Origin of the sequence: Serratia sp. 2880STDY5682894, assembly GCF_001537385.1 — a bacterium.
Taxonomy (GTDB): Bacteria; Pseudomonadota; Gammaproteobacteria; order Enterobacterales; family Enterobacteriaceae; genus Serratia; species Serratia nevei.
This window is the reverse complement of the sequence record NZ_FCJA01000019.1, coordinates 23,177-35,915: the sequence shown is the minus strand read 5'-3', so window position 1 is coordinate 35,915 and position 12,739 is coordinate 23,177. Positions and strand designations below refer to the sequence as shown.

Below are 12,739 nucleotides of genomic sequence, written 5' to 3'. Positions count from 1 at the left end.
CGTTCTGCACGCTGACGGCCGAGGTGACCGAGCCGTTGACTGCCAGCCGCCCCTGATTGACCAGCGTCGGGCCGGCATAGGTGTTGGTGCCGGTCAGCTCCAGGATTCCCGCGCCCTCTTTGGTCAGGCCGCCGTGGCCGGAAATGTTGTTGGAGTAGATTTCCCATCCACAGTGGAAGTCATCACATTTCCTGGCGTGCAACGTACCGGCATCCACCTCGGCGCCCCTCCCCGGAATATTGGCGACAAACTGGGTCGGGCCATAGGCCACGCCCGTCGGATCCGGGATGCGGAACTCCGCGGGAATATCCTCGACGGTATAGAACATACCCGGGCCGTTGATGGCCTTGCCCAGGTTGATCATCCCCCAGCCGTAGAGTGCATCGATGCCCGGCGCGCCCATGTCGGTGGCGGTGGTTTTCAGCACGTCGGCAATCTGCGCCGAGGTCATGTACGGGAAGCGCTGCAGCAACACCGCCACCGCGCCGGTGACGTGCGGCGTCGCCATCGAGGTGCCGTTTTTATTGCCGTAGTCCGACACCAGGTTGGCCGGATCGGAACCGTTGGCCACGGTGCTGTAGATTTTGCTGCCCGGCGACGAGACGCAGAAGCTGGCGGTATAGCCGCAGCGGGAAGAGAAGCTGCTGATGGTGTAAGGCACGCTGTTGGTCGATGCCGTATCCTGCGCCACGCTGGCGACCGACAGCCAGTTCGGCGCGATGTCCGGCACGAAATAGGCCAGCCCGCTGATCACATCCGGTTGGTTGTAGTTGCCGTCGTTGCCGGCGGCGAACAGCACCAGAATGTTTTTGCGCGCCGCGTCGATGGCGCCCTGATAGCCTGCGCCGGCCAGGCTGCCGAGCAGCGGTTTGACCTGATCGAATTGTTCCTGCGCATCCTTCAGCTCAAAGTGCAGCGCGTTAGGATCGCGGCCGCCGTCGGACAGAAAGTCGGGAATACTGACGCCCCAGCTGTTGTTGATCACCCGCGCACCGCTGTTGATCATCGCCTGCCAGCCGGCATTGGTGACGGCGCCGTCCAGGCCGAGAAATTCGCCGTAGGCCGGGCCGTCGTTGTCGTTATCGACGCTGATCACCTGCGAATCGAAGGCCACGCCATGCATGCCGACGCCATCGCGGTTGGCGGCGCTGATGCCCGCGACGTGCACCCCGTGATTGCTCAGCATGCCCTGTGAGCCGCTGTAGAAGTGGAAGGTGCCGTCGAAGTAAAAGCGGTCGCCGGCGTTAATGCCCGGCCGGTGCGGATCGGTGTAGGCGCGATAGCCTTCGGTGACCACGTTGATCAGTTTGCCGTCGCCGGCGAACTCGGGATGGCGGTTGACCGGGGTATCGAAAATGCCCACCTTCTGCCCTTTGCCGGTATAACCGGCGGCGTAGGCCTCATCGGCATGGATCGCCCCCAGCCCCCAGTTGGCGTTGAATTCGGCGCTGCGCCAGCTGGCCGGATCGCCGGCTTGGCCGTTCACCTCGTGCGGTGCCGCCTGCGCATACCCCGCCAGCGCCATGCAGCAGACCAGCGCGTTCAGCCGCCACGGCGAGCGACGAACGTTTCCTTTGCTATCAAAACCCATTGTTGTTGTCATTTCCTTACCTTTTGCTTGTTATTGGCCGACGCCCCAGGTGCGCCGGGTTCTCATTAGCAGGATGTGAAAAAGGAACCGCCCGCAGACGGTTCCCTACAAGGATTAAGTCGATGTTGCTTAGAAGCGCCAGGTGAAACCGGCGTTGACGCTGTTGTCCTGGTGGTGCTGCGACAGCAGCCCGCCGTAGCCCAGCGACAGCGTGGCGTTCTCGTTCACCGCCACTTCCGCCCCCGCCTTCAGCACCATGCCATCGCGCGAGACCGGCACGCTGTCCACCACGAACGGCGCGTTGCCGCCGTTGAACCGCAGCCCGGTGCCTCGCTCCAGCCCGCCGTACTGGTGTTGCCACCCCAGCTCGCTGCGCAGCGCCACCGTCGTGCCCGGGCTAACCTGCCATTCGGTGTCCGCACGCAGACCCAGCGTCGACACCGTCGCATCCGTGTGCTGTTTATCCCCGCGCAAGGCCGCCGCGCCGCCGCTTTCCGCGATGCCGTTGTTCTCGAAGTTCACGTACGCCAGGTTCACGAACGGCTCCAGGTTCAGCCACTCACCCTGCACGCTGTAACCCGCTTCCGCGAACAGCTGCTCGGTGCGCGCGCTGTACTTCGCCGTGTCGCGGTCCGACTGCATCCCGTAGTTCACCGACCGCTTGGTATCGATGCGGTGCCAGGTGTAGCCCGCCCCGCCGCGCAGCGCCAGCGCCCCGAACTGCTTGTCGCCGTACGCCGCCAGGTGGTAGTTGTCGCTGTCCGCCTTCGACCCGTACCCGCCGTGCAGCGAGGTGCGGGTGTAGCCGGTCGCTACCCCCAACCGCCAGTCGTCCGCCGCCGCCGAGTCCAGCCCCACCAGCACCCCGTAGGTCGAGGCCTGATAACCCGTGGCGTTGGCGTCGCCCGACGCGTGGTCCCACGCCCCCAGCAGCTGCGCCCAGGCACCACCCTCGTCCGCCTTGATGGCCGACGAGCTCGCCAGCCCTTCCGCCTGACGCAGACGCCCGTTCAGCGCCTCACGCAGGTAGCGGCTGTCGTTCACCAGCGCCGACGCGATATCCGCATGGATTTGCCCCGACAGCTGACGGAACGCCTGCCGCGCTTCGCCCGCCGTGCCGCTGCCGAGCAGGCTCTCGTACACCGGATTGCCCGCCGCCAGCGCATCCGCCGCCGCCGCCACCGCCCGCTCGTTCGGCGTCTGCGCCACGCTGGCGAAGCTCGTGCCGTTGCGCCCGACGCTCAGCGTCACCCCGGTCGGCTGGTAGCTCAGCCCGGTGCCGAGGAACAGGTAGTTCGGCGCCACCGCGTCAAACTGCCCGCTCACCCCCTGCTGCGCGCTCAAAATGTTGTACTGCTGGCCCAGCAGGCTGCGCACCTCGCTTTGCGTCAGCAGGTTGGGGCTGTTCTCCAGCGTCACCGCCACCTCGCCGCCGCCGATCGTCGCCGATCCGCTGCTCTGGATCCGATCGCTCTGGCCGTTCGGCCCCACTTCCACCGCGTAGCGCGAACCCGGCTCGAAGCTGACGTTGCCCGCCACGTTCAGGGTGCCGATCGAGTTACCCGGCGCCACGGTGCCGCCCTGACGGGCGGTCAGCGAACCGACCGTGCCGCTGCCGCCGACGATGCCGCCGTTCTGCACGCTGACGGCCGAGGTGACCGAGCCGTTGACTGCCAGCCGCCCCTGATTGACCAGCGTCGGGCCGGCATAGGTGTTGTTACCCGTCAGCACCAGCGTGCCGATGCCCTGCTTGGTCAGGCCGCCGTGGCCGGAGATGTCGTTGCTCCAGAAGTCCAGGCCGCAAAGATCGCTGCTGCAGACGCGCTCGGTCGGTTTACCCTTGTCCAGCACCGCGCCGACGCCCGGCAGATCCACCACGAACTGGGTCGGGCCGTAAGCCACGCCCGTCGGATCCGGAATACGGAATTCTTCGGGAATATCCTCGGCGGTCACCAACATGCCCGGGCCGTTGATGGCTTTGCCCAGGTTGATCATCCCCCAGCCGTAGAGCGCGTCGATGCCCGGCGCACCCATGTCGGTAGCGGTGGTTTTCAGCACTTCCGCCACCTGCGCGCCATTCAGATACGGGAAACGCTCCATCAGCACTGCAACGCTGCCGGCCACGTGCGGCGCCGCCATCGAGGTGCCGCTGTATTTGGCGTAACCGGTCGTCAGATTCTCTACGCTGGTGCCTTCAATCACCGAGCTATATACCCGGGTTCCCGGTGCCGAGACGCAGAAGCTGGCGGTATAACCGCAGCGAGAAGAGAAGGTGCTGATGCTGTAATCGCCGGTATTGGTGGGATCCTGCAAGCTGGCGACCGACAGCCAGTTCGGTGCAATCTCCGGCACGAAATAGGCCAGACCGGCCATGGCATCGGGGTTATTCAGATTGCCGTCGTTACCGGCGGCGAAGATGGTGACCACGCCGCTGCGCGCCGCGTCGATCGCGCCCTGATAGGCGCCGCCGGGCTTGGTGCCAAGGATCTGTTTGATCTGATCGAACTGCTTTTGCGCATCGTTTACTGTGAAATGCGGATAAGCCGGGTCATAACCACCCTCATCAAACTTTTCGGTAATGCCGATGCCCCAGCTGTTGTTGATGATGCGCGCGCCGCTGGCCACCAGCGCCTCCCAACCGGCCTGGTACACCGCGCCGTCGTTGCCGAGGATGATGCCGTCCTCCGGGCCGGGATCGCCGTTTTCCGCGCTGATGATCTGCGCGTTGAACGCCACGCCGTGCATGGCGCCGCCGTCGCGGCTGCCGGCGGCGATGCCGCCCACGTGGGTGCCGTGCGAACCGAGCGTGCCATCGGAATCCACGCTCGGCGTGCCGTCATAGCGGAAAGCGTCGCCTTTTTTCACCGGAATATAGGGGTCGGTGTATTCGCGGATGCCTTCGGTAACCAAATTGATCACCTTATTCTCACCGGCAAATTCGGGATGTTTGGCGTAAACCGGCTGATCGAAAATGCCGAGTTTGATGCCTTTGCCGGTATAACCGGCGGCGTAGGCCTGGTCGGCGTGGATCGCCCCCAGCCCCCATTCCGCGTTGAACTCACTGCTGCGCCAGCTGGCCGGATCGCCCGCTTTGCCGTTCTCTATATAGGTGGCAGCCTGCGCCCCGCCGATCGCCGTCAGGCAGATCAGCATCGCGCTCCATTGTGCGCGATGAACTCCGATTTCAGGCCAGCCGAAGGCCGCCCGAGCGGATTTGACTCCTCTAAGTTTCTTCTCCATCCCAGATACCGTCCGTTGTTGTTTGCAAATGTTTTATAAGATTTTTTGTGTAACAGTTTGGTAACACCAAATAAATAAAGCACAACAATCTCAAGTGCGCTTAATGTGTCATCCGGCAGTCAGGAGGGAGGAGAGAAAGTTTCAGGGGTGAATCAGGCGAAGGAGGATAAGAAATGGCAATGACATCTCCCAACGCCGAAGTCGCGGCATGAGGTGAGAGAAACAATATTATGACTATGATAAATAAGAATATAATTCAGTAAATAACAAAGAGGCAGAACGCCTGAAAAGTGATTAACAGGCGTCTTTTATCACTTTTAATTATAAATTTTGCCAATATTCACTCAGTGAATTATGCTGGATTTTCACTCAGCCATCGGCAAAAATTGGATTATCCTGCTGATGTTTTTTTGCTGTTCATCGCGTCTTCTTCCGCCTGACGAAGGATGGCTTTGGCCATCCATTGCGTGACGTCCTGAATATTATCCAGCTCCAGGCCCCAGATATCTTTCAACACCAGAAATACTTCCGAGCCGTAAATCAGCGAGAAAGCATGAATCACTCTCTGCAGAGAGTCCGACGGCAGTTTGCCCTGCAACGGCTCTACCGCCAGCGCCAGCAGACGCTTGCGGTTGCCGCGCACGAATTTTTCGCCCGGCGTCGCGTTCGCCCACTGCTGTAAAGAGAGCTGCAACGCCGCGCGCAACGCCCCCTCATGCCGCTCCATCTGAGGATAGGCGAAGCTCAGCAATTGCTGAATACGCTTCAAAGCATCATCGTCTTGCGGGCGCCATTCCAGGATTGGGCCCAGGCTTTCCGCCACCACGGCGCTAATCAGCGCACTTTGGGTCGGAAAGTAACGGTAGGCCGTCGCACGCGATACCTGTGCATGCGCCGCCAGTTCGGTGATCGAAGGAAACGCGCCTTCGTCATACAGCGCCATCGCGCTGGCCAGCAACAAACGGTAGGTTTTTGCCCGGGCGGAGGTCAGAGAAGGATCGAGAGGGACGGGAAAAGCATCTATCGGCACATAAACCTCATGCATCTGCACACGCTAGCACAACCGGGGACGATGCCTCTGTTGGCCGGTTGCCGGCAAAGCGCCGGCCACGTTGAAAAGCTCAAAAATGAGACAGAAGTCCCATTTTGCATCGCCTAACCCTTGCAAAAATGATACGGCCGTCTCATTATATAAATACATTAATTACTTTAACTTAATAGCCAGCACCAGGGTTCCAATAAAAATATAACATCATAATTTATAAATAAAAACTAGAAACACTCGGGAAAACCCCATGATTGATACTTCAAATTTTGTCTATATTGCTACCACAGCAGATACCAAAGGACAAGAGTTGGAGTACGTACGGCGGCTGATCGCTGCCCTGAATTTACCTACGCGAACCGTCGATCTCTCCACCCGTAGCCTGCCGTTTGATTCCCCCGCCGATATCAGCCCAGAGGACGTTGCCCGCCACCATCCGGCAGGCGCCGGCGCGGTCTTCTGCGCCAGCCGCGGCCAGGCGATCGCCGCCATGGCGACCGCTTTCGAACGCTTTATCCTGACGCGCCGCGATATTGCCGCCCTGCTTGGCCTGGGGGGCTCCGGTGGCACCGCCATCATCACGCCGGCCATGCAGCAGCTGCCGATCGGCCTGCCGAAAATAATGGTCTCAAGCATGGCGGCGGGTGACGTTTCCGCCTATGTCGGCGCCAGTGACATCAACATGCTGTATTCGGTCACCGATCTCGCCGGTCTGAACCGCATCTCGCGACGGGTGCTCGGCAACGCGGCGCGCCAGATAGCCGGGGCCGTACGCTTCGCCGCCGTCGACTATCCCGACGACAAGCCCGCGATTGGCCTGACGATGTTTGGCGTCACCACGCCCTGCATTCAGGCGCTGGTTGCCGACCTTGAGCCGCAATGGGATTGCCTGACGTTTCACGCCACCGGCAGCGGCGGCAGAGCGCTGGAAAAACTGATCGATAGCCGCCAACTGCGCGGCGCCATCGACTTGACCACCACCGAAGTGGCCGATTACCTGTTTGGCGGTGTGCTACCCTGCAATGCAGATCGTTTCGGGGCCATCGCGCGTACCGGCATCCCTTGCGTGCTCTCCTGCGGCGCGATCGACATGATCAACTTCGGCGCGCCGAATACGGTGCCGGCTCGCTACGCCAACCGCCTGCGCCACCATCACAATCCGCAAGTGACGCTGGTGCGCACCAGCGCGCGGGAAAGCGCGTTAATCGGACGTTGGATGGGCGAAAAAATCAATGCCTGTACGGGCGAAGTGCGCTTCGTGATCCCGGCAGGCGGCGTATCGGCTCTGGATGCGCCGGGGCAACCGTTCTGGGATCCGGCGGCGCTGGCCGCCTTTACGCAAGCGCTGGAGGAGACGGTATACGCCACCGACAAACGCCGGCTGATAAAAACGCCTTATCATATTAACGACCCGCGCTTTGCACAGGCCGTTGCCGAACAGTTCCGGCACATTGTCGGCGGGGAATGATTATCACTCACTGCAGAACCTGCCGGTGATAACGCCAAATAAAAAAGGCCAGACAAATAGTCTGGCCCTTTTTTATTCACCGCGAGCGGATATTACTGACCGGAGGACATCTGCTCCTTCATTTTATTCATATGGTCCATCATCTTTTGCTCGCGTTTCTGATAATTCTCATTGTATTGTTTTTTCTGCTCAGGAGTCAGCAGGTTATACATTTTATTTTCCGCTTTGGCGCGTTCCAGCATGCGTTCGGATTGCGCTTTGCCCATCGCGTCAATTTGCGCTTTCGCCTTCGCTTCGTCAAAGCTGTCGGAAGCCACCAGATTATGCAGCGCCTGGCGTTCCTCTTTCATGCCCGGCCCGCGCTTCTGGTGCGACTCTTTCATGATGTCGCGCATCTGCTGGCGCTGCTGTTCGGTCAGGTTCAGCCCGGCGAACGGGCCGCCTTTGCCTTCACCCTTGTGATGCATCATTTTCATCGGCGCCGCATCCGGTGCCGGTGCCGTCGTGTCTGCAGCGAACGCCGCAGAAGCAGAACCCAGAGCCAGCGTGGAAGCAATAAATAAAGCCGTCAATTTACGCATAATCATTTCCTTAAAAGTTTTTCTTCATCAGGAGCGCTGTACGTTAACAGGCTCATTCGTCGTCGGAGATAATAATAGGCTGATAAAATTCAAGTAATGCGAGGGTGTGTAAACTTTTTAAAACCCGTCTCGGATTTATTCACCAATTATGAGAAAACTATGAAGATGGCGTTTATTTGATGGAAATTTTAATTTCCCGGTAAAAATCCCCCCGGTGGAGTTATTTTTCCGCTTTCCCCTCACCGCTATAATTTACTCGCCTCCACGGCAACCTTGCATCAACCGTTTTCCGATAGCGGGGAGGTCGGTACAAACATCACAGGATCCGATGTTCTCCTACACTTTAAGACAACCGGCCGCCGGGTGACGTTTACACCGCAAAACTAATCATTGCTTATATAATAGTTTCCATCACCCGCCTCGCCTGTGAAAACCTGTTATATGATGCACAGATGCGCACGGCGACCACTTTCGGGCCAACAGGCTGCCCCGGAGCTGTGCTGACCGGCCGCCCGTGCTCTTTTGAGGAATCATCATGCCCGCAGACCAAGGCCCTGAGCTTCTTAACGCCCACTTCGGCACCCAAAGCCCCCACTGGCGGCTGGCGTTTGACAGCAATGCCCTGGAGCTGTCCGCCGTTAAGGGCAAAGCCCACGTCGCGGTGGCGCTCAGCGCCATGGAAGCGGCGAAAATCCGCCGTCTGACCGGCGTCACCGCCAGCCTTGAACTGACCATTACGCTCGCCGGAGAACCGCTGCATCTGCATCTGGTGGGGCGCCGCGTCAATAATCTCGAATGGGCGGGCACCGCTTCCGCCTTCAGCGACACCCAATCCGTGGCGCGCGATCTGGTGCACGGCCTCTCCTTCGCCGAGCAGGTGGTGTCCGAAGCCAACTCGGTGATCGTGATCGTCGATCAGCACGGCCGCATCCAACGCTTCAACCGGCTGAGCGAGGAGTACACCGGGCTGCGCGAACATGAAGTGATCGGCAAAAACGTTTTCCAGCTGTTTATGAGCCCGGAAGAAGCCGCCGCTTCGCGGCGCAACATCGCCGGCTTCTTCCGCAACGGTTCGTCCTATGAGGTGGAACGCTGGGTAAAAACGGTCAAGGGCGAACGGCTGTTCCTGTTCCGCAATAAGTTCGTGCACAGCGGCAGCGGCAAGAACGAGGTGTATCTTATCTGCTCCGGTACCGACATCACCGAAGAACGCCGTGCGCAGGAGCGGCTGCGGGTGCTGGCCAACACCGATCTCATCACCGGCCTACCGAACCGTAACGCGATCCAGGACAAAATCAATCACGCCATCGCCACGCGCGGCGAAGAGAGTTTCGGCCTGGTCTACCTCGATCTCGACAACTTCAAGAAGGTCAACGACGCCTACGGCCATATGTTCGGCGATCGGCTGCTGGTCGAGGTCGCGCTGGCGATCCTCGGCTGCCTGAGCCCGGACCAGGTGCTCGCCCGCCTCGGCGGCGACGAATTCTTGGTGCTGGCGCCGCAAACCGATCGCGAGCGCCTGCAAACGCTGGCGCAGCGCATCATCGACAGGCTGAAAACCCCTTTCCGCATCGGCCTGATTGAGGTGTATACCGGCTGTTCGATCGGCATCGCGCTGTGCCCGGAGCACGGCAACGATCTCGACAGCCTGATCCGCAGCGCCGATACCGCCATGTACGTCGCCAAGGAGCACGGCAAACGCACCTATACCGTCTTCTCGCCGGAGATGAACAAGCGCGTCGCCGAATACATGTGGCTGGACACCAATCTGCGCAAAGGCCTGGAGCAAAATCAGCTGGTGCTGTATTACCAGCCGAAAATCGACGCGCGCAGCGGTGAAGTGCACAGCGTGGAAGCGCTGGTGCGCTGGGATTCGCCGGAGCGCGGCCTGATCCCGCCGCTGCAGTTCATCTCCTACGCCGAGGAGTCCGGCCTGATCGGCCCACTGGGGCAATGGGTATTGCAGACCGCCGCCGGCCAGGCGGCGCAGTGGCAAGAGCAGGGATTGAATCTGCGGGTGGCGGTCAACCTCTCCGCCCGGCAGCTGGCCGACGACAGCATCGTCAACGACCTGCTCGGGGTGCTGCGCCGTCACCGCATGGCCCCTTGTCTGTTGGACTTCGAGTTGACCGAAAGCAGCCTGATTGAAGACGAGAACCGCGCTCGCGCGCTGATCACCCGGTTGCGCGAACTGGGCGCGCAGGTGCATCTCGACGACTTCGGCACCGGCTATTCGTCGCTGGCGCAGCTGGCGCGTATTCCGCTGGACGCCATCAAGCTGGATAAAAGCTTCGTGCGCGGGGTGAATTTCAACCCGGTATCGCAATCGTTGGTGCGCGCGATCGTTGCGGCGGCAGAGGCGTTGGCGTTCCGGGTGATCGCCGAAGGGGTGGAGACCGAGAGCGAAAACCACTTCCTCGACGAGGTCGGCGTGGACGAAAAACAGGGCTTTCTGTTTGCGCGGCCAATGCTCCCGGAACAGCTGGAGCATTGGCTGCAGTCCTACCGCCCGCACTCACCCTCCGCGTGAGGCGGGCGCGTTAACGTTAGCCGGCACGACGCAGGTTCAGGGTATGGCGATCCTGCAACATCACCAGCCGCTCGATGTAGGCGCGGTCTTTTTCCTCAATGGTAAAGGCCGAGTGCACCCAGTCTTCAGTAATGTCCATCAGCTCGGAACGCGTCAGCTGCAACACGCGCTGACGCGCCCGCAGCATGGCGCGCATGCCGTTGAGCTTCGGCCGTATGGTATCGATAAAGGTGCGCGTCGCCATGTAGGCGTCGCCGGGCTGGAACAGCTGGTCTACCAGCCCGCGGCTCTCGAACCACTCTGCGGTGTGCGACTCGCCGCCCCAAATCAGCTCCTCGGCCAAGCGCATGCCAGCCTTGCGCGCCACCAGCGAGTAACCGCCCATACCGGGAAACAGGTTGAACGCGATCTCCGGAAACCCCATGCGCGCGTTGTTCTGCGCCAGCACGAAATGGTGCGCCAGCGCCGCTTCAAAACCGCCGCCCAGCGCGCTGCCTTCGACCATCGCAATGCTGACCGCGCCGGTGTCGAAACCGCGCGCCGCCGCATGTACGCAGTCGATGCAGGCGCGCGCGTAGGCCATCATCGCCTCGCGCTTGCGGTTTTTGATCGCTTCGGCGAAGAACTGCAGATCGCCGCCGACGTTGAACATGTTCGGCACCAGCGAGCCGGTGACCCAGAAATCGAACCGCAGCGAAGACTCCTTCGCCGCCTGCGCCAGCGTCATGATGTCTTCGATCAGCGCCTGGTTGAAGCAGGGGCGCGGCGCGGCGCGCAGCAGCATCCACATGATGTGCCGCCCCTCTTCATAGTAGGCGGACAGCTGCGACAGATTGCCCGCTTCGGTAAACGGACGACAGGTGGGGTGATTAAGCAATTTCATAAGACCTTCCAGTTTTTCTGTTGATGACGGATGAGACCGTTCCAGCCCCTACGGCTGCAGCGGAGCGGTGGGCGGCAAAAGCGCGACGCCACATCATGAGTAAACGCTTTCTCGCCGACGAAACAGATAAAAATTGGAGGTAGGGAAGTGAAAAAAACCGAGGCGCCACGGGGTTTTCATAGGAATTTTACCTATCGACCCCTCCCCGGCATTTCATGCCGGGCGCTAACGCGCTAAGCTCGGAAAATGACCGTTTGCCACCCCGGCGTTCAAAACGCTGCGGGGCTTTGGCTATAATCAACGCTGAAACATGCCGTTTAACGTTAAGGAAATCGTGAAGTAATGCCTACAGGACCAGACCAGGAACGCCACCAGCCCGCACAAGACACGCCGCCGAAGCCGCTTATCGCCATCAAGACCGGCCATGAGACCCTCGACCGCCGCATCGGTGGTTTTTCACGTCTGATTGAACGCATCAAAGCCTGGCCAAGCGTGGCGCACCTGCTGCGCGCCGCCGAACGCTTTAACGATCGGCTGGGTAGCCAGTTCGGCGCCGCTATTACCTATTTTTCATTCCTCTCGCTGATCCCGATCCTGATGGTGTCGTTTGCCGCCGCCGGCTTCGTGCTGGCCTCCAACCCGGATCTGCTGGCCCGCTTGATCAACCGCATCGTCGGCAGCATCAGCGATCCGACGCTGGCCAGCACGCTGAAGAACACCGTCAACACCGCCATTCAGCAGCGCACCACCGTGGGATTGACCGGCCTGGCGCTGGCGCTCTATTCCGGCATCAGCTGGATGGGCAACCTGCGCGAGGCGATCCGCGCGCAGTCGCGCGATGTCTGGGAGCGCAATCCGCAGGATCAGGAGAAAATCTACTTCAAATACACCCGCGACTTCATCTCGCTGACCGGCCTGGTGGTCGCGCTGATCATTACGCTGTCGCTGACTTCGGTCGCCGGGTCGGCGCAGGCGGCGATCGTCAATGCGCTGGGGCTGGACGGCATCGAATGGCTGCGGCCGGCGCTGACGCTGATCGCGCTGTCGATCTCGATCTTCGCCAACTATCTGCTGTTCCTGTGGATTTTCTGGATGCTGCCGCGCCACAAACCGAAGAAAAAAGCGCTGCTGCGCGGCACCTTGCTCGCCGCCATCGGCTTTGAGGTGATCAAGTTCGTGATGACCATGACGCTGCCGCAGGTGGCGAAGTCGCCTTCCGGCGCGGCCTTCGGATCGGTGATCGGGCTGATGGCGTTCTTCTACTTCTTCGCTCGTTTGACGCTGTTTTGCGCCGCCTGGATCGCCACCGCCGACTACAAAGGCGACAAAGCGTTGCCGGAACGCGAACCTCCGGCGCGCTGAAGCCATGCGATCGTGCCGGTGTTATCGCACACACCGGCA

The 12,739-nt window shown here is 60.7% G+C and carries 8 protein-coding genes; 3 read left to right on the top strand and 5 right to left on the bottom strand.

Annotated features, from left to right (window positions below; translation table 11 throughout):
* The 3 genes from AWX27_RS24165 to AWX27_RS24155 form a co-directional block, all read right to left on the bottom strand.
* Positions 1 to 1,603 (bottom strand): S8 family serine peptidase (locus AWX27_RS24165; RefSeq protein WP_231734704.1); only part of this gene is annotated, 1,603 nt, incomplete at its 3' end.
* Positions 1,604 to 1,720: 117 nt separating this feature from the next.
* On the bottom strand, positions 1,721 to 4,744 hold the full coding sequence (locus AWX27_RS24160; protein WP_060425403.1) for an autotransporter serine protease: 3,024 nt from the start codon (positions 4,742 to 4,744) through the stop codon (positions 1,721 to 1,723).
* Between the two features lie 478 nt (positions 4,745 to 5,222).
* Positions 5,223 to 5,876: a TetR/AcrR family transcriptional regulator gene (locus tag AWX27_RS24155; protein WP_038874652.1), complete on the bottom strand. Its 654-nt coding sequence runs from the start codon at positions 5,874 to 5,876 to the stop codon at positions 5,223 to 5,225.
* 250 nt (positions 5,877 to 6,126) lie between these two features.
* Here AWX27_RS24155 and AWX27_RS24150 point away from each other — a divergent pair, with 250 nt between their 5' ends.
* Complete coding sequence (locus AWX27_RS24150) at positions 6,127 to 7,344, top strand: Tm-1-like ATP-binding domain-containing protein (RefSeq protein WP_060425401.1); 1,218 nt, start codon at positions 6,127 to 6,129, stop codon at positions 7,342 to 7,344.
* A 92-nt stretch (positions 7,345 to 7,436) separates the two neighbouring features.
* Here AWX27_RS24150 and spy read toward each other — a convergent pair whose 3' ends face one another.
* A complete protein-coding gene (gene spy, locus AWX27_RS24145; RefSeq protein WP_038874659.1) occupies positions 7,437 to 7,925 on the bottom strand; it encodes an ATP-independent periplasmic protein-refolding chaperone Spy in 489 nt (162 codons plus the stop codon).
* Positions 7,926 to 8,460: 535 nt separating this feature from the next.
* On the opposite strand from spy, the gene pdeR reads away from it, so the two are divergent.
* Positions 8,461 to 10,455, top strand: a complete 1,995-nt coding sequence (gene pdeR, locus AWX27_RS24140; RefSeq protein WP_060425399.1) for a cyclic di-GMP phosphodiesterase — start codon at positions 8,461 to 8,463, stop codon at positions 10,453 to 10,455.
* A gap of 16 nt (positions 10,456 to 10,471) precedes the next feature.
* Here the strand turns inward: pdeR and AWX27_RS24135 are convergent, their stop codons facing one another.
* A complete protein-coding gene (locus AWX27_RS24135) occupies positions 10,472 to 11,338 on the bottom strand; it encodes a crotonase/enoyl-CoA hydratase family protein (protein ID WP_038874666.1) in 867 nt (288 codons plus the stop codon).
* Positions 11,339 to 11,680: 342 nt separating this feature from the next.
* On the opposite strand from AWX27_RS24135, the gene yhjD reads away from it, so the two are divergent.
* Positions 11,681 to 12,700 (top strand): inner membrane protein YhjD, encoded by a 1,020-nt coding sequence (gene yhjD, locus AWX27_RS24130; protein ID WP_060425396.1) that lies wholly within the window; start codon positions 11,681 to 11,683, stop codon positions 12,698 to 12,700.
* The last annotated feature ends 39 nt before the right edge of the window (positions 12,701 to 12,739 follow it).